Genomic DNA, 21244 nt, shown 5'->3' with positions numbered 1-21244 from the left:
AGTCAAACAGTAGAATCTATAATATGGATAAAAATACCATCACAGGTCTTGTACTGATAGCGATTTTATTAGTGGGATTCAGCTTCCTGAGTCGTCCGAGTCAGGAGCAGTTAGAAGCACAGCAACGCTATTATGACTCCATTGCTCAAGTGCAGCAGCGTCAGGAGGCACTTAAAGCCAAGTCGGAAGCTGCGCTGGCTAATGAAAAAGAAACAACGGCAAGCATCGACTCCACAGCCCTCTTCTTTAATGCCCGCCAAGGCACTGACTCGCAAGTCGTCATTAGCAACAAATTGGCAGAGATTGCCATAGACGCCAAGGGTGGACGCATTGCCTCGGTCACCCTGAAAGAGTATATGGGACAAGACAAAACTACTCCTGTCACTCTATTCAGCGGCAATGATGCCTCCATGAACTTTTTGTTTTATAACAAAAAAGAAACCATTCAAACAAAGGACTATTACTTTACGGCAGTACAACGCACAGATAGCAGTGTCACCATGCGTCTGTCCGCCGATAGTGTCGGGTACATAGATTTCACCTATGCCATGCGTCACGACTCTTACTTAGTGGACTTCACCATTCAAGCCATTAATTTGAGCGATAAGCTGGCTTCTACGCACAACTCTGTGGACATAGAATGGTGGCAACGTGCTCGTCAGATTGAGAAAGGATATACATATGAGAACCGGCTGTCCGAGCTGACCTACAAAATAAGCAACGATGGAACCGACTATCTCTCTGCCAACAAGGATGACAGTAAGGAGGTGCCCGAACAGCTGGAATGGATAGCCTTCAAAAACCAGTTCTTCTCTTCTGTTTTCCTTGCCGATACTCATTTTGAAAAGACAAAATTGTCTTCGCAAATGGATGCGCAAGGCAGTGGCTATATAAAAGATTATTCTGCCGAGATGAGTACCAAGTTCGACCCAAGCGGACAAGAGCCCACAAAACTCTACTTTTACTTCGGGCCCAATCACTACAAGACACTCAGCGCTGTAGATGAAAAACTGGACAAGCAATGGGAATTGAATCGATTGGTTTATCTGGGCTGGCCTCTCATTCGTTGGATAAACAAGTGGTTTACCATCAATATCTTTGACTGGTTGTCCGGTTGGGGACTGAGTATGGGTATCGTGCTGCTACTGATGACGTTGATTGTAAAAATCGTGGTATTTCCCACAACTTGGAAAACTTACATTTCATCTGCCAAGATGCGCGTTCTGAAACCAAAGATTGACGAGATAAACCGGAAATACCCCAAGCAGGAAGATGCCATGAAAAAGCAACAGGAAGTCATGGCGCTTTATAGTCAGTATGGCGTCAGTCCGATGGGAGGATGTTTGCCCATGCTGATACAGTTCCCCATTCTGATGGCCCTGTTCATGTTTGTACCAAGTGCCATAGAGCTCCGTCAGCAAAGCTTTTTGTGGGCAGACGACCTTTCCACTTACGATGCGGTGATAAACTTTCCCTTCCACATTCCATTCATGGGAAGTCACCTCAGTCTGTTCTGTCTGCTGATGACAATTACCAACATCCTGAACACGAAGTATATGATGCAGCAGCAAGACACCGGAGCTAACCCGCAAATGGCGGCCATGAAGTGGATGTCCTATTTAATGCCCATCATGTTCCTTTTCATCTTGAATGATTATCCTTCGGGATTGAACTATTATTACTTCCTATCCACATTGATCAGTGTGGCGACGACTCTCGTTATGCGTAAGATGACTAATGAGGGAGCCCTCCTTGCACAATTGGAAGCCAATAAGAAAGACCCTAAAAAGATGAAAAAAACCGGTTTTGCAGCTCGGTTGGAAGCCATGCAGAAACAGCAAGCGGAAATGATGAAAGAAAAACAGAATAGGAAATAACAACGCAAAATAAACTAACTGATAAAGGGCTACGCCATGAAAAGAAAAAGATAGAACAAGTGGAACAACTTATCATCAAACGTAAGGTAAAAATCGGATGTGTAGAACAACCACAATCATTAAGAAGTAGAAGCGTAGTGACTTTATACGGAATACAAATTCGGCAATAAACTCGTTTTACTGCCGAATTTATTTTTATGTACGATGTGCCGATGATTATCAGCCATCAGTCTTTCAATAGGTTTATTTTGAACAAGCGGCATAAGTAGGCAAGCTATTCATCAACGAGCTACAAATTTTATCCTCATTAAAAAATGGATAAAATATTTGCTGTTTCAAAATAAAGCATTACTTTTGCATCCGCAATTCGGGGTGTAGCTCAGCCCGGTTAGAGTACACGTCTGGGGGAATTGAATAAGATTACCGATAATAAAAATACAACAATATATAAATCAAGGAGTTAAGCATTTGCTTAACTCCTTATTTTTTACCTGCGAATATCCTACGAATAAGGCTTTCGGGAAACTTGGCTTATTTAATCCTATTATTGCGGTTTGTTAGGTGCGGTTTGCATTATTGCATTTAAGAGTTTACAAGTGCGTTTTCTGAATCCACTTTAAAATACAGCAGCTATCTTCTTTATTTTATTCAACTTTTCAAGTAAAGAATTATTTTCTCGTGCCACTTGTATATTATAGTCTGTTTGCATCCTTACAAGCAAATCGGCATTGATACCTAAAGCCGCCTCTAAGAGCAAAGCAAACTCAGTGGTTATTGGTCGTTTTGCATTTAACGTCTCATTTAAAGCGGAATAAGACAAACCAAACTTCTTTGCAAAGTCTTTTTGTTTTATGCCTCTGCATTCCAATTCTTCCTTAACCAGTTCTCCCGGATGGTAGGGACGGAATGATTGTAAATTGTTCGCTGTTATACTCATAGTTCCTATTTATAATGATTCGTAATATCTACCAAAGAACATATTTCTACAACTGTTTGATTGCCTGCATTGGTAATTTCCCGAAATTCCAACCTATATTGGTCATTGATACGCAAAGAAGAAAGGCCTTTTTTATCACCTTTCAACTTTTCATAGTTCAAAGCTCTATATTGATATAAATCTTCCATTCGGGAAGCATTCAATAGAGCCTTAACACACTTCAAATAGCCATTGATAATTTGAGGCTGAAATCGATGTTTCTTATCATCAGTCTTTCCTTTTTCGTAAAGTTCTACCAAATACTCTTTTTCAAATTCTACATTCATGCATTTGTTCTTTAATAATACAAAGGTAACATATAATTGTAAAATTCGCAATATTAGCGAATTGTTTTTCACCAATACACTGAATGGATATTAGTTCTTTTGCTCTTCTAATAGAAGCAAACCTATTATAACAAACAGGGTAGGACAACTATTGCCCTACCCCTATCTTATACGCTCCATTAGAAGCCTTAAGCCCCCTTTGAATACCTATATTTTGTATCAATAAACAAACAAAGGCTTATTAGATAGTAAATCGTAAAAGATGACATTCTGAACTTTCACACGCAAAGACGGTAACTTAGTATTTACCATAATAGGGGATTCTCCTATATTATATCCTATAATATCATTTTGAGACAGTTTGAAACAAAGTTGAACAATCGGTTGTTTCTCTTCAGCTATTAAGGCTAAATCTTCAGAACATGGAATATACATCACATAATTTTCACCAAGTTTTAGTACTGATTGATATACTTCATTCTTCTTAGGAATAAATCTACTATGACCATATTTCAAATTCGCAAACGTCAGCTTAAGAGCCTTTCGATTCAAATCATAAACAATTTTCGAAGGAGACATTTCCCAACAGATGATTGACTCAAATACCTGCCGCTTTTTAGCCTTAATTTCAACGAGCCGCATTTTTCCCTCATCTGAATTTTGATAAGTTTTTTTTAAAAGAGGTGTCAAGCGTCTATTTTCAATGTCTATATCATAAAAAATATCTTCTGAAAGAATTGCTCCCAATTCATCTCTACCATAGCAAATTCCTTCCTCATTATTACGTTGGTCATATTTAGACCTATTTAGAAAAATCGTATCTTCTGATAGCTTTTCATTAGGCTTAAACATTTTTTCCTGTGAAGATTTCAATCTTTTATCAATAGGGGCTTGACGTGGAAGTACATTTTGAGCACAAAGAGAGCTGGAGAGTAATGATACATAAATAATAAATATTCTATTCATAAACATTATGGATTTATAATTGAAATGTCAGAAGCCCTAATTATCTCATACGATTATATCGTTTACAATACTCTCTTAACTCGCTGTAAGTCTTTTCCATATCCTTATTGTAAAACGCTGTTATCATACAGCCTGTACCCCAAAATTTCCCATGTAACGGGTGTGATTTGCTTCCCTTGATATAATACATAAGGTCAGGAAGTTCGTATAGGTCTTTATATGTTCCTATTAAGCTCAAATCTAATGATTTGTCGATTAAAGTATCCAGTAAAGCCATTGGCTCACCTTTCCCTATAAATAGAGGAGCTTGGATTGTAATTGAGAACTGAATGGAATCTTTTACATGATATGCCCAATAACTAAATGATATTGAATCTGCTGTCATAGCTTCACACCTTATTCCTTGTCCTAAAGGTATCGAATCATTCTTTTTGAAATAGGGATATTTGTTTTCGTAATGCTTTAAGACAGCCTCAAGATTGTCAAGGCTGACATTTGCTTCACCCCCTAAATTAACTAAAGTGGAGTATGCATTAATCAATCTTACTCCTATATCAATAAGTTCTCCACTTGTTGGTACAGGTTCTTGATGAACATTCTTACTATTACAGCTTATTAACACAGCAGCAACAATCCATATCACAAGAAACTTTTTCATAATACTGTGATTTGCTCCCCACAGCCCCAATAGGAAAGGTTTATATAAAAAGAAAGCGTGAGGCTGTTAGAATTATCTGTTTTAGAGGCTCTGGTAAACCCGTGGTACAAGATAAAACGACACCCCACGCCAAGCCATATATATCACTGATATATAAAAGATTAGCATGAACGTTTGTATCGTCTATCCCTGTACCACATGAAATTTTACCAGAATTTCTAAAACGGGATAAAGCTAAACGCTTCCAGGAGTAGTATCTATTACTGATTGATTATCAGTATTCTACGCTCTAAACGGTAGAAAAAGTGACAATGTGGATTCTATATAGATACGAAATGGGTGATATTTAACGTATTTAACTTCCATTTACATCATTTCCCGAGTCAGAGTATAGAATATCTATCATTTCGTTGGCTATTTTGTAGTCAACAATTCGCATGACATTGTTTGTTTCAGAGTTGCAGCCAAAGAAGTTTATATTCCCATACCAAACAATAGATTTGTCTATGATAGCGCATTGTAAGGTTTGTACCTTGTTGCACACCACATCTATTCCTGCTTTTGCCAGTTCCATCTCATTAGCCCCTTCCTCTTTGATATGTACAGCCACAGCTACACCTTCATGAAGAAGATTTGTAAGAGCTGATATAATGGCAGGTTTGTATTTAAACTTCACTTTTGGAACAGCAATAACAACAGAGTGCTGGGCTTTTGACAAATCATTACGGAATGGCGCTTCGTAATTGTTTCGTTCATATATAAGTTCTTGGGGATTTTTGTCAAATGTGGATGATGCCACATTCTTTCCGTATCCAGCTTTTGAATACCCTTTCAAACGTTTACGATACATAGAGTCGCAAAGAGGAACATGAATATCCACATAATCATAAATACGCACTTCGGTCTTTCCTGCATATTCTCTATGTAAACGCCCAGCATATTGCTCCACGTTTCCTTTCCAGGCTATAGGCATAGTAAGGAATAAAGTATCAAGGCGAGGATAATCGAAACCTTCACCTACATACTTTCCTGTTGCCACAATCACAAGTGATTCTGATGTGGACATTGATTGTAGATTTTGTAGTGCAAGACGTTTTTCTTTAGCAGAGTCTGCACCAACGAGTTGGATTACATGGTCGGCAAATGGAATTAGCATTTGCGCTAACACTCTTACATGGGCAGTACGAGTTGTAAGCACTAACGGAGTTCGTCCATTTTGAATGGCAGTCTTCACATCCTCTATAATGAATTCATTTCTAACTTCATCTTCAGACAGGTCTTGTGTAATTTGAACGTAAGTCTTACTATCTGATGTAATATTTCTGAATGTTGTGAATCTCGGAATCAACAAGCGTTTGAAACCTTGGTTTTCCATTTGGCTCTTGGCATCAGATATGAATCTAATCTTTCCACATTGCATAAAGATGATAGGTTGATGACCGTCTTTTCTGATTGGAGTCGCAGTCAAACCATAGACATAGGTAGCTGTTACTTGTCGAAGCACTTGCTCAAAACTGACAGAGGAAACATGATGACATTCATCGACTATAACCATGCCGTAATCTTTGACAAATGGCTTTGCTTCGCCATCGTTCAAACAAGATTGTATCAAAGCAATATCAATTATGCCATGCAGCGAGTTCTTGCCTGCGTGTAAGCAGCCAATGGCGGAAGACTTCTTTTTTCTCCTGCCTCGTTTTGTTTCTGGTTCTTCTATTGTTTCGTCTATTTTGAGGAACGTTTCCAACCGCTCTTTCCATTGTTCAAGCAATGCCTTGTTGTGAACCAATATTAGTGTGTTGACCTTTCTCTTTGCAATCATTCCTATGGCAAACACAGTCTTTCCAAACGCAGTTGTTGCAGACAAAGTGCCGATATTATGCTCATCAAAGGCTTCCATTGCCTTTTGCTGTTCTTCTCGAAGTTCTCCCCTGAACGTAACATTGATACTACGTCCATGATTTGTTCTGTCGGAGATTGTAATCTTGACATCATGCTGTGTTAGGATGTCACAAACCGCATCCTCGCAACCACGAGGAAGGACAAGGTAGTCGTCTTTCATATCCGAACACGAAATAATGCGTGGAATATTGTAAGTAGAAAGGCGCATTCCTTGCTTCTCGTAAAATTCGGGGTTGCGAAACGCTGCTATACGTTTGAATACGTTCACACATTTTGCAGATAGGTTTGCCAAAGGAATATAAAGCATGTTCGCTCTTGTCAGAACTATTTGCTTTGGATAGTTGTCTGTTTGCGTCGCATCTATTTGAGGTGTTTCCCAAGGCTTTGCTTCGCTGGTCTTTGAAAGTTCACCCAATGTTGGTACAGTATGCTTCCGTAACAACCAATCAAGCTCTCCTTCCGACAACTTATGTATTTGTGATAACACATCCCATTGGTCAGCATACGCATTGAAATCTTCATCAACAAACACGCTGTTTCTTTTGCGCCTTGCCATACCTTGCAGTGGCAAGGCAACAAGATTGCCAAGTCCTCCTTCGGGTAAGGTGTCTTGGTTAGGAAAGAAACGGTCGTATGATTTGAGAGACAAATGGACATCATTATTCATTGCCTCTGTAAGAATAGCATTTCCCAACTTGCGTGCTTTGAAAGCTGTAATTGGCGTTCCAAAGAATATCCACACATGAGCACCATTACCAGAACGTGAACGTTCGATATAGCATGGTACATTCCAAGTTTTGCAAACATTTACAAAAGCGAGCACATCATTCTTGTAACCATGCTCACAGCTCTTGTCATCAAAATCTGTACAAAGGAAACGACAAGTGTTGTCTTTTCGTATTGGATAAAGTCCGATAACATCACGCCCCCAAGCATCCTTTCCTGCAAGATGATTGAAATAGTCGTTATATGTCAAAGGAGCGAACTGCCTGTTGGGACAATCCGCACACTTGTATTTTCGCTTGTCGCAAAACTCACGATTCCATTCTCTCTTGCATAATGGTTGATAGCCAGACTTTTGAGTTGTACTGCTATACCAACGCCTGGCAAAAACATCATCTCGACCTTGGAACAAGTTTTGGAATATGGCTACCTTTTCTTGTAAAGTGAATTGACAAGTGGAAACAGGTGTTACTTCCGTCTGATTAGTTTCACAGGTTCTGTGTTCTAAATATTTATATTCTATCCCATTCTTGTCAAGAATCGCTTTAAGTCTGGCGTTTTCCTTTTCCAATTCTTGAATTCTTTGGGCAAGAACACTTACATCCGTTGTGTCCATAACGGTTCGTTCTCCCATCCATTCGGAAATCCAAGAGCTGCCAGATCTATCTCTGGATAATTGGAAAATAGCGTGTGCATCTTTCCCAACATATCATTGTTAGGTGATATGATGTCAAGGAAATACTTGATGATGCAGATTGTGAAATATACTCTTTGAGGGTTTGATGGCAGGGTAATCCAAAGATGTGCAATTCTTCTTGGAGAAACAGGCATGATTGAACTTACCTTGTTCCACACCCTTGAATGATGGCAACAGGCATTTCGCAACAAGGTCAAAGATGTTATCCAAGATTCCAAGACAATTGGCTGCAAACCGAAGTAATGCGAGATGCGCTTACGTATCTTATCTGCTTTCATATTACGATAAACCATGTTCACATTGCCCATTGTCAGCAACTCTCCCAAAATCCATGATGGAGGATATGGGTCGCAATAGCTGTTCTTGAAATGCTTGATGAACTCTTCTGTTGATTTAGCGTATTCTCTGTCAATGGTGTTCGTGGTCTCTTGAAAAGTTCGTTGGTTGGCAAAGTGAATGGAATTTGTCAGCCAATAAATGTCTCCTGTCATCTGCACTGGAATATTCATAATGGCACGACGAATAGCTATCTCTACTTTCTCAATCTCATTGAGAAGAAGCATACGCAACTTTTTGTCGAAGCGATAGAGATTCAGCACTTGCTGAAAAGTTGCCCCCTCTTTATATTGATGGGATTCCTTTGGAACTTTCAAGAATGGGTACATATAAGCGGAAAGACGATAATACCCAATGCTCTCCAAATACCGCACCGCTTTAGTCTCATCAGAAATGACAAGTCCACGACTTTCCAACAGAGCCACCAAGTCTGTCTCTGCCATATAATGTTTCGTAAAGTGCGGTAATCTTTCCATTAGCGTATTTTGAGAGTGAACGTATATATACAAAAAAGCCCCACGCATTTGAGCATCGTTGAGAGGCTTGGTGGGAACTGACGATGCAAAGATACGAATAATCATTGAGAATACAAACTTTTTAACGAGAAAAATCATGCAAAAGTGGAATTCTTTGACATATTTATATTTAATAATGTTAAATCAGGTGGTAAAATCACGTTTTGTCAGCCAAACAAAACAGATTCTGATGTAAAATTGTTACCTTTGTGTTGTCTATACCCATACCGAAAGCCCCGATGGGCAGAGGTTGGGCAGACATATATACATATAAGGCGTAACTGTACGCTTTGGTTTTGACAGTGTAAGAATCTGGCAGTTCGAGCAAAAGTTGTCAAGAACAAAGCAACGGGAACGCCTCATGAGGTGTATTGTATACAGCCCTCATTGGCTTTGGACGATTTATCGTTCATTGTCGAGAGTGCTTTCTATATACGTACACAGGCGTGGGGCTTTCGGCGTTGCTCGTTTCGACAACTTGGGCGATGCCAGAGCCTTTACACTGTGGAACGAGTGACAGGACTGGCTCCACGTTTTCATGTATATATACCAACCATTTGTTAATCATGCCAATATGGTAGCCGTTGGCAAAAAGAAGAATAGTTGGTATGAGTTGTATTAAAGTTCCAATTACAAAAACAGACAAAGGTGGTTTTCAAGTAATCATTGACTTGAACTTATATAGTGAAAAGGCTATAACTGCTACGATTTACAGATATACAGACAAGTACTTTGTTTATCAGAATACAATGCCAAGTAATGATAAACAGGTCTGTGTGATTTTTGAATCGAAAGACGGTGCGCTTGACGAGAATATAGTCAAGCAGTTCTGTAATGACTTAATTGACCAACAACTTCGTGAAATTACAACAGAGAAGTATGGTCATATTCGTGATTTGATAGTAGAAGAAGCATTTAAGCCTGTTAGCCAATGAGACATTTTTGGATTTTCTTTGTGACATTTCTACTAACGTCACTCTCTTACAATGACAAGTCTGAAACTGTAGTACCTACAGATAAAAGTGAGCATGATATAAAAGAAATGGCAAAACGCCCTTTAGTACTTCAAAAAGCGTCATTTCCCTTTACGCCACTATTGAAATCATGCCATTCTTCTCACTACTCCCATCGGTCGCATAGTTCACACGTTTCACATAGGTCTCACTATTCTTCAAGATAGAACAACGAATAATACTTGGAGTAATAAGTGCGTCCGTACTCTCGCTTGGTCGCTATCTTATGACGATAGGTATATGCCCGAAGTGCAGACTTGCTCATAGAAAAGGTTGTCTCCACCTCATCAGCCGTCACCCATTCCGTAATGCTGTTGAGGTCAACGCCAGTACCGAAAAACTCGTCAATATGCCGTTTGCTGTAATAGTTCTTGCCAGCGATACGGCACATCGGTATCTGGTTGCGCTTGGCGGAAGTGTAGAGCCAAGACTTCTTGACCTTATAAATGGACATAACTTCCTCACCCGAATAATAGTCAAGCACTTCATTCTCCTTTTTCCCTATTGTAGGTTCTTGCTTCTCGGCTTTCTTTGCAGCCTTTGATTTGCCCTTTGGTTTGCTCTTGCTATATGGAATAACACGCTTGTAAGGGTTGTTCTCAAACATCTTCTCAATATCCGACTTTCTGACAAAAGCCATTCTGCTGCTCAATCGGGAAGCCTTCAACTTGCTGTTAGCCACAAGTTTGTAGATATACTGTCGGGTGCATCCCATCAGCACAGCTGCCTTTGAGAATGTAAGATACTCCTGATGTTGCAGATCCATGATAGGTTCAATGCCGTTAATCAATTCCTGCTGTCTTTTCTTCCTAAGACGTTTTGCCTCTGCCTGACATTCCTCGGAGCAGTATTTCTGCATACCGCTCCGTGGTACAAATGGCTTGCCGCAAAATTCACATTTTCTTGTTGGTCTCATACTCTTTGATATTGTTTTGTTCTACATCATTTGAGTATTCCACCGAGGAAGTAAACGGAAGTGAACCATTGACAACTTTTGTCAACTTAGTCCACGATATTACGCTTTCTGCATATCAACCTCAAATTTGTCATCCATTGTAACCAGTTGTAAATTCATGTCAACTATGTTCACGGCATGACAAAATAAAAGCTCCGCAAATTCTCCACGGTAGAAATACGCTGCAAAAATATGTGGAAAATCGGGAACTGCCAAAAAGCACTCGGAAAGTGTTAAAAATCAAATAGCGTTGAAAATCAGAGTATTAGACGTAGTTAGTTATAAGTAGTTATGGTTGATTATAAGGAGCTAATTACTTTAATTAATATGTCACCAACAGGTCTTTAACCTGTTAGCGGGACAAATATAACTAAAATCCAGCGTTCTACAAACGTTTTTAGGGATGTCGTGGAACAAATTTACTCATTTATTGATAGTTCACAAGATTTTAGGAAGGGAACTCCGATGAGACTGTTACATTTCAGAATGTCGTATCTTTTATGGATGCCTCGAAACAGCCTCATCATCATACCCACGACCTCAAACAGACCTTACCATTCGATTACATTCCATTCGTTTTTAGATGCTGCATGACATTCCTGTCCCCCACATTGCAAGCCCTCTATGACGTAATATCCTGTCATTACATAAGTTTATCATCATACAGTGAAGATTTAAGAGTGTTGCCTCCCCTTTACTTACAACCTGTATTCATTCTATCGACCGAGCATAACCGCCTTATCACATAGAGTTAAGCAGCCTCGTATTAGAGCGTTTAAGCCATTATTATACTCCACCGAGTACGTTTAATTGTATCTGATAAGTTTTTGACTATGCACGACTAACAGACACCTCATTTAAAAGATAAGGCTTGATAATCACCCGAAGAGTAAACTTAGGAAAGTGAAGTTTACACCCTTTGATGATTACCAAGCCTTACTTGATTAGGGAGAGGACTAACAGGCTGTATTGAATATTCGTCGTTCCTCTGCAATGCTCATACCGTCTGCCGACTGCTCCAACAGCCAAGCAAGATACTGTTCTATTTTGCCTGTCAGTTCCAAGGTCAGGTTAGGGAGAGCCAGATGTTTTTTGCCCCACTCCAACGCTTCTTGGATTTTCTTTTGTATTTGCCCATGCAGGACACGGTCTTGGGGTTGCGGATTTGCCCGAAGTTTAAAAAGGATATGCTTCACATAATAAGACAGGTTTTGGTCGGCATTTGCTATACAAATGCACCACTTGGCAAAGTCCTTGGCGCTCTCAAAAATACGGTAATCCACATCCCAACAGTCATTAGGTAGTTTCACCATATCCTCATAATATCCAAACCACTCTGCAACCAGTGTCCAAAATACCTGTTTACTCCAAAGTTCCTCTGCCACTATATCCCTGCCAAACAATCTACTCAGTCCTTTGGTGCTAAATGTCACCTCGTACCTCAATAAGTTCTTTGGCAAGTTCTCTCTTCCATATTTAGGCAGTTCACGTTTCTTCTTCGCTTCTTGCATCTTGTCATAAAACTTGCAACGCACTTCCCCATTATCCATATACTTAGTACCACTCCAACCATTAGGTCTAAATGCTTTCATAGCATCCAACTTCTGCATATACATAATAGGAGGCTCTGCCATGCTAATGTTATGTGCAAACTCCGCAGACTCCACCACTGCCTTATACATGGGTACACCCAAATCCTTACTTAACCTCATAATAAGTCCCTCTACTTCCTTTAATGATAAGGTATTTAGGTTATGTCCCCATAGACATTTAGGAAGACTGCCCTCGAATGACACATACGTTTCAGTGGCTATGACCCTACGTCCAAGCCATAACCCACTACCTCCTGTACCATCAGCAAAGTAGGACTGCACAACTATGCGTTGCAGGACTGTTTGCCAGTCGTACCCCGTTGGCAGGTCATATAGCATTAATTTGATTTTGTCATACATGGCTGTGAGATTGGAATGTATATAGAAAGTTATACATAATAAAGCATATTAACTATTTACGGAGCCGTGCAGCCAACTGGCTTTCCATTCGTTTTATAAATTCCTCCTTGGTTTCCTGCTTTCGGGCAGTCATCCACGCTACGATTTCGTCACGCTTGAACACGAGTTTGCGCCCGTTTGTCCCGGAACGATGACAAGGTATTTCACGGGTACGGGTCCACTTGTAAATAGTGTCCTTTGCATAGTTCGTAAGTTCACAACAAAGCGTAATGTCAAACACTTCGGGATAATCCTCTATCCGTTTTGGCTCTCTTTTGGAGTTCTGTTGTTCGGTTTCGGATGTCGTTGGTACTGTCCCCAGCATGGAAACAATGACTGCCCGTAACGACCTTATTTGAGCCAAAGCGTAATACTCCCATTGCTGTTGCAAAAACTCCATGTCGTGAAACAGCCATGCGCTCTCTATTGCATCACGGTGGTGTTCATTAATAAAGCCGTATTGAGCTATGGAATTATACAGGAAATCTGCAACCAAACCTGTTTTGCCCTCTTTTTGCAAATAGGTTTCCTCGTTATAGACATCTTCCAACTCTTGGCTGTCCATGTTTAGTTTGCCTTGTCGGACGGCTGATAACTTTTCATCATAAGTGGATATGAAGAAGCCGTCCCGCCATTGGTTTATAGCCTCATCCACCTCATTTAAAGCCTGTTTTAGCTTTGTCTTATTACCATTCGTCAGTCTTTTTACATAGGTGCGCAACCATTCCTCATGCGCAAAACGGGCTTCCCCTTTGAGCGACTTGTCTATCAAGCCGCCCAAAGGCATATTTATTGCCATACTCATAATTAAAGGATTTTAGCTATTCTGTCTAATACGCTTGTTGAAAAACTGTCAAGATATACGTTTGTCGTTGTAAGATTACGATGCCCCAACGCTTGGCTGATAATTTCACGGGGAACTTCATTGCCTTGTAAGGTCATGGCCAACCCGTTGGCGGAATTAAATAGTTGGCAAAATGTATAAGAAAAAGTTGCATATATCGCAGATTTTTAGTAACTTAGAGTATTCAATATTTAAGTTATATAATCTCGTTATGTGCAACTTGTATACAAAGTTCGTCAAAATTCTGGAGATATGCAAGGAATTCTCCGAAGATTTAGTTACTGAAGCTGGAAATGTTCGTCGTCCAGGCCCTGTGCCTCGTTTCTCCGATTTGGAAGTCATCGCATTGAGCATGGCTGCCGAGGCTGAGGAGATAGACAGCGAGAACTGGCTGTTTGAAGCGAAGTTGAAGGAGTGCCGTTCTTCCATCCCCAACCTTATCTCCCGCCGTCAGTTCAACGACCGCCGCAAGTTGGTTAGTGGTCTTTGTGAGCAGATACGCAGCCGCATGGCCAATCATATAGATGGTGGCGAGGATTACTTCTGCATAGACTCAAAGCCAATAGAAGTGTGCCGTGTGGCTCGTGGTAAGAGATGTAAGATGGGACGTATTGGTGATTTCCACAAAGCCCCTGACTTCGGTTATTGTGCATCCCAAGGCAGTTACTTCTTCGGATATAAACTTCACGCACTCTGTGGCTTAAGCGGTGTCATACATTCATACGACCTGTCCAAGGCGAGTGTTCACGACATCAACTATCTGAATGACATCAAGCCGCTTTACCACGATTGTAGCATATTCGGTGACAAGGGATATATCGGAGCGGAAATCCAGCTTGACCTCTTCGAGACGGCCAACATCAGGCTTGAGTGTCCCTACAGGCTCAACCAAAAGAACTGGAAGCCGGCCTTCATTCCTTTTGCAAAGGCAAGAAAGAGGATTGAAACTCTGTTCTCACAACTTACAGACCAGTTCCTCGTCATCAGGAACTACGCAAAAGAAACATGCGGCCTTTTTGCCCGAATAGTGGGCAAAGTCAGTGCCCTGACTGCATTACAATACATCAATTACATTAACAACAAACCCATAGGTAGGATTAAGTACGCACTGATTTAATTCCGCCAACGGGTTGGCCATTGTATGACGGCTGACATAGGTGGTCAGGCTCATACGGATACGAAGCAACTTGCCTAATTGCTTTAAACCGTCATTTATACGTTTGTAACGACTACGGATATGGTCATACAGTTGTTCCCCCTCATAATCCCTTGTTATTATTGGAAGCAAATAGTTGCCTGTCAAAGTAGTATTTGCCTTAAACCACTCCAACTGTTCTCTTATGGCAGGGGTTACGGGTATTGTTATAGGCTTTGCATTTTTAGCGTTCTGTGTCTTTTGCCTTTTATAAACGATATGCTCCTCTGTCCCAAACGTGTCAATATTGTTTTTAGTCAGCATGGCTTCATCTATAAAACTCATACCGAAACATAAATAGGAAAACAGGAACACCCTACGGGACAACTCCAACACAGGATTTTGTTGAGGCGAGTTTTTTATCAGCTCCAAATCATGTGGTGAAAGGTAGCGTTTGGCTGTTTCTTCTGCCAGCTTACCGATTTCAAAGCCACCCTTACCGAAAGGATAGGTGTTTGATGAGGCTTCACGCTCTTTTATCGCCTTGTTTATAACCGCCCTCAATGTTTTGAGGTAGTATTTACGGGTGTTTCCGCAACAGCCGTCTTTTTCCATCTCAAGATTAAACCGATTGATGTACCTTACATCCAACTCCGAAAACAGCCGTTCCTCAATCTTGTCATCGTACTTTACCAGCATGTGCAAGGTACGTTCATAGACCTTTGCATTACCGATATGCCTTGTGGCTTTTAGGTTTTCCACCTGTTGCATGAAGTAGTCATAAACTTTACCCTGCTTTGACATACCAAGAAACTCTTCCTCGAACTGGTTAAGCGTCCAGTTTACCCGTTCCTCCATGAACTTTTGCAGGATTTCATCTTTTCGGACTTCATAACGGTTCAGCAACGCATTGTAATTTTCGTAGTTAGGATTGACACGCTTGTCTTTTTTAAATCGGGATGTCTGTTCGTCCCATTGCCCTTTCGTTGCCGACAGTTGCAAGTCGATGTACTTTGTTTTGTCCTCTTTTGCTACCCTTAAACAGACGGGGCAGCGCTTCCGTCTCTTCTAATATTGCTTTTGAAAAGCACAATTTTTGTCCTTGCCATGATTTCGTTCTTTTTTTAGTTATATGGCCGACGAAATTATTTTATACTTTACATAAGACTAAAGTATAGAGCTTCACTCTCGCTCAATGCAAAATTATATAGAAAAATCGAGTTTTTCTATACCGGCGTAATAAAAACCGAGGCCGGGCCACAAACTCAGCTTCATGCTTTGTTTAATTGTTACGAATGTCCTATATTTAAGGAGTGTAACTAAAAAATCTCAAATATGGACAAAGACAGAATCGTGGCCGGCCTCGATGTGCACAAAGATACAGTTTATCTCTGTGTGTTGGACACTGCAGAGACCGTTATTTTTGCAAATGTTTATGGCACATTAACTCCGGATTTGCAACTTATGTGTTCGGATATGGTTTCTCATGGGGTGACAGAGGCGGCAATGGAAAGCACCTCGACCTATTGGGTTCCGGTGTGGAATGCCTTGTGCGATAGCATGTCGCTCAAATTGGTAAATCCTTATTTTATAAAGCAGCTTCCCGGTCGCAAGAGTGATGTGAAAGATGCCCAATGGATAGCGGAGTGTCTGTTGAAGCATCTGATTCGGGGAAGTTTTGTGCCGGAGAAGACCGTGCAGGATATGCGCAAGTATAACCGTCGCATCTTCGACCTGAATGAAGACCTGACGTATAACACCAATAAATTGGACGCTGCTTTACAGCGATGTGGTTTCCGGTTAAGTAACTATGTATCCCGCGTCAATGGAAAAAGTTATCAGAAGTGCGTCCGTGCGATAATAACCGGGATAACAGCCCCTGAGGAGTTGGTGAAACTCATTCATGGAAAAACTCTACGTAAATACGAACTTAACATCATAAAGGATGCCGTAACGGGTGACTTTCACCAGGCAGACATCTGTTTATTAAAGCAATACGCAGAGCTTATAGACGTAATCGGGCGACAAATCGAAGAATGCAGGCAAGCTCTCATTGCCATGTGTCAGGAACATTTCCCGAAACAATTCAAACGTCTACAGAGCATCCCCGGTGTTAAAGAACGCGCAGCTTCAGCTATAATTGCGGAGACCGGGGCTGACATGAAACCGTTTGAAAAAGCAACAAATCTTGTTGGATGGTGTGGATTGAAACCACGCAATGATATAAGCAACAATAAAGTCAAGAGCAATAGGACGACGCATGGGAACCGATTCCTGCGTCAGATATTGGTTGAAATATCCTGGGGCGCATCAAGAACCCGAAACTGCTTTTTCTCAAACTTCAGCTACGTGCAATGCACCCAACGGCATAAGAACAAGATGAAGATACAAGTAGCCATCGCCCGAAAGTTATTAGTCGCGGTATGGCACATGCTGACAAAAGAAGAGGATTTTATGGATGTTTATCTCAAGCGTCTTGAAAAGGAGGCGGAATGGCAAAATAAAATCCGGGAATTAGAATCGTTATTGGTCGGATAGACCATTCCGATAGACCTCTATTGACAACATAATTATCTTTGTGCCGCCACATGAGCACGTTTACAAAATTATTGCATCCATAGAGGGATTGGACACCGGCGTAGTCCTTCCAGGCTGAAGAGGAAAGTAAAAAACTTTATTAGTACAGACGACAAAATACTTGTCGTCTAAAGAGACTTATGGGAAAAGTTTACAAGCTATAATATAACCAAAGGAATACGAATCGGTTAAATATGGATATATAATAGATGGAGATTTTTCTTTTTAGAGGAAAGGTAGATAATTCCGATGATTAAAACTACATCATTGCAATGGCTCAACAAGGAAGGCTCCCTAAAACATTGCGAAATTGGGACAGACTTTAACCTACATTAACCCTACAACTTGTTTGCATCCCAAATGTTCGTCCTGTTTTTCGATTAAGGTTCGATTAAGGTTTCGGGATGATTAGACGCTCTTTATTGCTATAAGTCGAGGCTTTTTGCATCTATTTTGCACTGTATAGAATGCAAAACAGCCACCGAAGTTACCTCATCACTATTTAGAATTTTATCTAAATAGAACTTGATAGTATAAATATATAACACTAATAATAAGCAAGATACAATACTTGTAATAGATACTAACATATATTTTTACAGCGATTTATTTGCAGATTAAAAATAAAGCATTACTTTTGCATCCGCAATTCGGGGTGTAGCTCAGCCCGGTTAGAGTACGCGTCTGGGGGGCGTGTGGTCGCTGGTTCGAATCCAGTCACCCCGACTACCAATAAAGCATTGATAATCGAAAGATTATCGATGCTTTTTGCTTTTAATGGTAATACCCTGTTTACCTTAGTTTAATGGTCGAAATTAAACCAGCAATTAAACCAAGGGTAACTATATATTGCCTTACAGTGTGAATCCTTGTTAAGTAGTAGAGCATATTAAAAGATAAGTCCCCTATAAGCATTATAATTGTTTATAGGGGACTTTGCTGTAAGGCAGTATATAGTCGCCAAGTCCATAGGGTTATAAATCAGATGTTTACCTAATTATTCGATTAATGAAATTTATTATATATTTGTATCAGTGGTAACTACTCGGCAATAAGACAAGGCGTTGTTCCCATCCTATAATGACAGGATGGTCTCAATGGCTCCAAGTTGTGATTGCTTGTTCTTCCACGCAGTGTCTGCAATGGAATGGCAAAGAATGCGTCAGCTCCCATGTCCGCTCTGAAAGTCCCGGATATTTTCTGCTTGACTTTCTGTTTCCTTATTCCCCGTTCGCTGCCGTTGTTGTCGGATGGTATCACCAGGTTCTCCAAGAAATTGAAGATGTAATCCCTAACCTTTACAAGTCCTTTGCGGAACCTCTCAAAGTCACTTTTAAGGTGAGTGAGATTTTTCTGCAACAGCTTGTCAAGTCTTTCAAGCCAGGTTTCTTTGCAGATTATTTCCCCGGGCTTTTCATCGCGTTCATGTATGGCTTGGCGAAGCAGGTCTCGCATTTGCACAGGCCATTGCTGTTCCTTGTCAAGCTGCGAGAGATACTCCAGCTCTCTGAACAGATGTGCCAGGCATACCTGATGGTCAAGGAAGTCTATCGCGAAATAGGCACTATGACGGTCTGTCACAGCCACCATGTTGCCCAACGAGTCTCCGAACCGTTCCTCAAGGACCTTGGCGCCACGCCCTGTGGCACGAAAGCATAAGATGACATATAGCGTCTGGGCTATCCATGCCCAGTCCAGCCTCTTATTGTTGTAACACCTAAACATGGCCTAAAAAGAAATCAGCATATTATTGCTGAGTAGTTACCTACAAACTTAATGTTAGCACAAAGTCTGCGAATATAAAATAACGAATGGTAAAGCAACGTTTCTCCAGCGTACGATATTCTTCGGCGGAGAATGTACCCTCTTTAGCAATAGTGAAAGGCATTATACGCAGGTGATTGCGAAAATCCACCTCCGAAGTATTCAGACATTTAAATATTGTCTCTTTTGCCGACCAATGAAGCAGCAATGACCAAGTGTCGGTTCCTTGAAAAACACTCGTTTCTTCATCCTCGCGCATATATCTATGAGCCACTTTCCTGACTCTTTCTGCATATTGCTCCACATCCACTCCAACGTCTTTCCCCCATGGCCCCAGAGCCACTGCGACATAGCCTTTGGTGTGAGAAATACTGAGCGAGGCAGAAGCGTCTGCCAAATAAGGTTTTCCACCGGAATAGTAAGCTATTTCTTTTTCTTCACCCAATAACGTATACAACAATACGCGCACAGCCATCCACTCCACACGACGATGTTCCGACCTAAAGCTTTGCACAACCTCCCGGTACTTTTTTTCCTGAGGTAACATGGTCAATAAATCTTCCGGAGTTTCATCTGTTTTCCAAACTCCCCATTGACAGGACGAGGTTCTATCTTTCAAAAAAAGAGGCACTTGATATCAGATATTAAAAATAAAGAAACGAATGATTACTAATCAGGATTTTTCTGCCGGCATCGCTATAGAGGGGATTATCGTAAACTTCACCTTCAAGATACGACGGTTGTTCATCTCCAACACTTCGAACTCATAGCGGTCGTAAGCGACTTTTTCATGCAGTGCCGGAAATTCACCTTTCAGTTCAAGCAAAAGTCCGGCAAGCGTATCTGCATCTCCCGCCACCTCGTCGAAAGTATCTTCGTTCAGCTTGGTTATTTTGTAAAAATCCGTCAATTGTGTTTTGGCTTCAAACACCCATGTATGATCATTCAGAATAGCGAATGTACGCTCTTCGTCATCGTATTCATCGTGTATTTCACCTACTATTTCTTCTATGATATCTTCCATGGTCACAATGCCCGACGTTCCGCCAAACTCATCAACAACAATGGCTATATGTATCTTATTAGCCTGAAAATCGCGCAACAAGTCATCAATCATCTTGGTTTCAGGAACAAAATATGCCGGACGAATGAGCGACTGCCAACGAAAATTATCACCTTTATTCAAATGCGGAAGCAAATCCTTTATATATAAAATACCTTTGATATTATCACGAGTATTCGCATAAACAGGAATACGGGAGTAGGCATTTTCCACAATACACCTCAACACTTCTTTGAAAGGGGTACGAATATCCAAATCGACCACATCCAAACGAGATGTCATAACCTCCTTAGCGGTTTCCCCACCGAAACGAATAATACCTTCCAATATATTGTTCTCTTCTGATAATTCAGTCTTATCCGTCAATTCCAAAGCTTGAGAAAGTTCATCGACCGATATGTTATGATTTCTACGAACAACATGTTTGTTTAAAAAAGAGGTGGAATGCACCAGCATAGACGCCAAGGGGTAAAAGAAAGAACGACACAGCATGATGCCGGGAGCAGCAATACGACAAAAAGCCAATGTCTTCTGTGCCGAATATATTTTAGGCATTATTTCGCCAAAAAGCAATAGTAAAAATGAAAGAACAACCGTCAGGATTACGAACTCCGCAACAGGAGAATGGAATAGAAATACATTCATAAAAAAGAAATTGCAGAGCATGATTATAGTTACATTCACAAAGTTGTTCGTAATTAAAATCGTAGCCAACAAACGCTCACTATTCTCCAACAGATTACTGATTTTATCATCCGAAGGATGTTTTTTCTCGGCTATAGCATTTAAATCTGATGGAGAAAGTGAGAAGAAAGCAATTTCGGAAGCTGATGCAAAACCGGAAACAAGCAAAAGCAAACCAGCCAACACTATGGCTATAATGGCCGAAACAGAAGGAGCTTGCACTGATATGCCATTAAATACATCTGCCAACTGGCTAAAATAAGCATCTGGGTCCAAAGATT

The 21244-nt window shown here is 40.7% G+C and carries 15 protein-coding genes, 1 tRNA gene and 2 pseudogenes; 5 read left to right on the top strand and 13 right to left on the bottom strand.

The annotated features are described in order from the left end of the window. The first annotated feature begins 23 nt into the window (after positions 1–23). The gene (gene yidC, locus C4H11_RS13935) at positions 24–1877 is read left to right on the top strand and encodes a membrane protein insertase YidC (RefSeq protein ID WP_106042908.1); all 1854 of its coding nucleotides are present in this window, start codon (positions 24–26) and stop codon (positions 1875–1877) included. 616 nt (positions 1878–2493) lie between these two features. On the opposite strand, the gene C4H11_RS13930 is transcribed toward yidC, so the two are convergent. From C4H11_RS13930 to C4H11_RS13910, 6 genes are all read right to left on the bottom strand, one after another. Beyond that, a complete protein-coding gene (locus C4H11_RS13930) occupies positions 2494–2814 on the bottom strand; it encodes a HigA family addiction module antitoxin (RefSeq protein ID WP_106042906.1) in 321 nt (106 codons plus the stop codon). 5 nt (positions 2815–2819) lie between these two features. Beyond that, positions 2820–3140 carry a type II toxin-antitoxin system RelE/ParE family toxin gene (locus tag C4H11_RS13925; RefSeq protein WP_065537722.1) on the bottom strand — a complete coding sequence of 107 codons (321 nt, stop codon included), beginning with the start codon at positions 3138–3140 and terminating at the stop codon, positions 2820–2822. Positions 3141–3359: 219 nt separating this feature from the next. After that, on the bottom strand, positions 3360–4106 hold the full coding sequence (locus tag C4H11_RS13920) for a hypothetical protein (protein WP_129588319.1): 747 nt from the start codon (positions 4104–4106) through the stop codon (positions 3360–3362). A gap of 40 nt (positions 4107–4146) precedes the next feature. Then, the gene (locus C4H11_RS14110; RefSeq protein ID WP_129588318.1) at positions 4147–4764 is read right to left on the bottom strand and encodes a hypothetical protein; all 618 of its coding nucleotides are present in this window, start codon (positions 4762–4764) and stop codon (positions 4147–4149) included. A gap of 355 nt (positions 4765–5119) precedes the next feature. Further along, complete coding sequence (locus tag C4H11_RS13915) at positions 5120–8005, bottom strand: TOTE conflict system archaeo-eukaryotic primase domain-containing protein (RefSeq protein WP_106042902.1); 2886 nt, start codon at positions 8003–8005, stop codon at positions 5120–5122. Beyond that, on the bottom strand, positions 7987–8865 hold the full coding sequence (locus C4H11_RS13910) for an Abi family protein (protein ID WP_205729971.1): 879 nt from the start codon (positions 8863–8865) through the stop codon (positions 7987–7989). The genes C4H11_RS13915 and C4H11_RS13910 overlap by 19 nt, the downstream gene beginning before the upstream one ends. 656 nt (positions 8866–9521) lie before the next feature. Between C4H11_RS13910 and hxsD the strand changes: the two genes are divergently transcribed. Beyond that, a complete protein-coding gene (gene hxsD, locus C4H11_RS13900; protein WP_234819842.1) occupies positions 9522–9872 on the top strand; it encodes a His-Xaa-Ser system protein HxsD in 351 nt (116 codons plus the stop codon). A 259-nt stretch (positions 9873–10131) separates the two neighbouring features. On the opposite strand, the pseudogene C4H11_RS13895 reads toward hxsD, so the two are convergent. The 3 genes and pseudogenes from C4H11_RS13895 to C4H11_RS13885 form a co-directional block, all read right to left on the bottom strand. Then, positions 10132–10866, bottom strand: a pseudogene (locus C4H11_RS13895) (helix-turn-helix domain-containing protein); the annotation flags it as partial. Between the two features lie 995 nt (positions 10867–11861). Then, the gene (locus tag C4H11_RS13890; protein WP_106042898.1) at positions 11862–12857 is read right to left on the bottom strand and encodes a phage/plasmid replication domain-containing protein; all 996 of its coding nucleotides are present in this window, start codon (positions 12855–12857) and stop codon (positions 11862–11864) included. 52 nt (positions 12858–12909) lie between these two features. Beyond that, positions 12910–13701 (bottom strand): helix-turn-helix domain-containing protein, encoded by a 792-nt coding sequence (locus tag C4H11_RS13885; protein WP_106042896.1) that lies wholly within the window; start codon positions 13699–13701, stop codon positions 12910–12912. A gap of 172 nt (positions 13702–13873) precedes the next feature. Here C4H11_RS13885 and C4H11_RS13875 point away from each other — a divergent pair, with 172 nt between their 5' ends. Continuing rightward, positions 13874–14857: an IS982 family transposase gene (locus tag C4H11_RS13875; RefSeq protein WP_106040391.1), complete on the top strand. Its 984-nt coding sequence runs from the start codon at positions 13874–13876 to the stop codon at positions 14855–14857. A gap of 6 nt (positions 14858–14863) precedes the next feature. Here the strand turns inward: C4H11_RS13875 and C4H11_RS13870 are convergent. Beyond that, positions 14864–15984, bottom strand: a pseudogene (locus C4H11_RS13870) (site-specific integrase); the annotation flags it as partial. Between the two features lie 226 nt (positions 15985–16210). Here C4H11_RS13870 and C4H11_RS13865 point away from each other — a divergent pair. Next, positions 16211–17413, top strand: a complete 1203-nt coding sequence (locus C4H11_RS13865; protein WP_106042894.1) for an IS110 family RNA-guided transposase — start codon at positions 16211–16213, stop codon at positions 17411–17413. 690 nt (positions 17414–18103) lie between these two features. After that, positions 18104–18178: transfer RNA gene (locus C4H11_RS13860), tRNA-Pro, on the top strand. A gap of 315 nt (positions 18179–18493) precedes the next feature. On the opposite strand, the gene C4H11_RS13855 is transcribed toward C4H11_RS13860, so the two are convergent. The 3 genes from C4H11_RS13855 to gldE are packed head-to-tail and all read right to left on the bottom strand — an operon-like array spanning position 18494 to position 21239. Continuing rightward, complete coding sequence (locus C4H11_RS13855; RefSeq protein ID WP_234819840.1) at positions 18494–19177, bottom strand: IS66 family transposase; 684 nt, start codon at positions 19175–19177, stop codon at positions 18494–18496. A gap of 40 nt (positions 19178–19217) precedes the next feature. After that, positions 19218–19847: a 4'-phosphopantetheinyl transferase family protein gene (locus tag C4H11_RS13850; RefSeq protein WP_106042892.1), complete on the bottom strand. Its 630-nt coding sequence runs from the start codon at positions 19845–19847 to the stop codon at positions 19218–19220. A gap of 42 nt (positions 19848–19889) precedes the next feature. Continuing rightward, complete coding sequence (gldE, locus tag C4H11_RS13845) at positions 19890–21239, bottom strand: gliding motility-associated protein GldE (protein WP_106042890.1); 1350 nt, start codon at positions 21237–21239, stop codon at positions 19890–19892. Positions 21240–21244: the final 5 nt, after the last annotated feature.

Source organism: Bacteroides zoogleoformans (assembly GCF_002998435.1).
Lineage (GTDB): Bacteria > Bacteroidota > Bacteroidia > Bacteroidales > Bacteroidaceae > Bacteroides > Bacteroides zoogleoformans.
The sequence above is the reverse complement of the archived record's forward strand: the minus strand, read 5'-3'. Positions and strand labels throughout refer to the sequence as shown.

Excerpts from the sequence above, each read along its gene's own strand:
- yidC (WP_106042908.1), top strand. The coding sequence starts at position 24 with ATGGATAAAAATACCATCACAGGTCTTGTACTGATAGCGATTTTATTA.
- C4H11_RS13930 (WP_106042906.1), bottom strand. The coding sequence starts at position 2,814 with ATGAGTATAACAGCGAACAATTTACAATCATTCCGTCCCTACCATCCG.
- C4H11_RS13925 (WP_065537722.1), bottom strand. The coding sequence starts at position 3,140 with ATGAATGTAGAATTTGAAAAAGAGTATTTGGTAGAACTTTACGAAAAA.
- C4H11_RS13920 (WP_129588319.1), bottom strand. The coding sequence starts at position 4,106 with ATGAATAGAATATTTATTATTTATGTATCATTACTCTCCAGCTCTCTT.
- C4H11_RS14110 (WP_129588318.1), bottom strand. The coding sequence starts at position 4,764 with ATGAAAAAGTTTCTTGTGATATGGATTGTTGCTGCTGTGTTAATAAGC.
- C4H11_RS13915 (WP_106042902.1), bottom strand. The coding sequence starts at position 8,005 with ATGGACACAACGGATGTAAGTGTTCTTGCCCAAAGAATTCAAGAATTG.
- C4H11_RS13910 (WP_205729971.1), bottom strand. The coding sequence starts at position 8,865 with ATGGCAGAGACAGACTTGGTGGCTCTGTTGGAAAGTCGTGGACTTGTC.
- C4H11_RS13890 (WP_106042898.1), bottom strand. The coding sequence starts at position 12,857 with ATGTATGACAAAATCAAATTAATGCTATATGACCTGCCAACGGGGTAC.
- C4H11_RS13885 (WP_106042896.1), bottom strand. The coding sequence starts at position 13,701 with ATGAGTATGGCAATAAATATGCCTTTGGGCGGCTTGATAGACAAGTCG.
- C4H11_RS13875 (WP_106040391.1), top strand. The coding sequence starts at position 13,874 with ATGTATAAGAAAAAGTTGCATATATCGCAGATTTTTAGTAACTTAGAG.
- C4H11_RS13865 (WP_106042894.1), top strand. The coding sequence starts at position 16,211 with ATGGACAAAGACAGAATCGTGGCCGGCCTCGATGTGCACAAAGATACA.
- C4H11_RS13855 (WP_234819840.1), bottom strand. The coding sequence starts at position 19,177 with ATGTTTAGGTGTTACAACAATAAGAGGCTGGACTGGGCATGGATAGCC.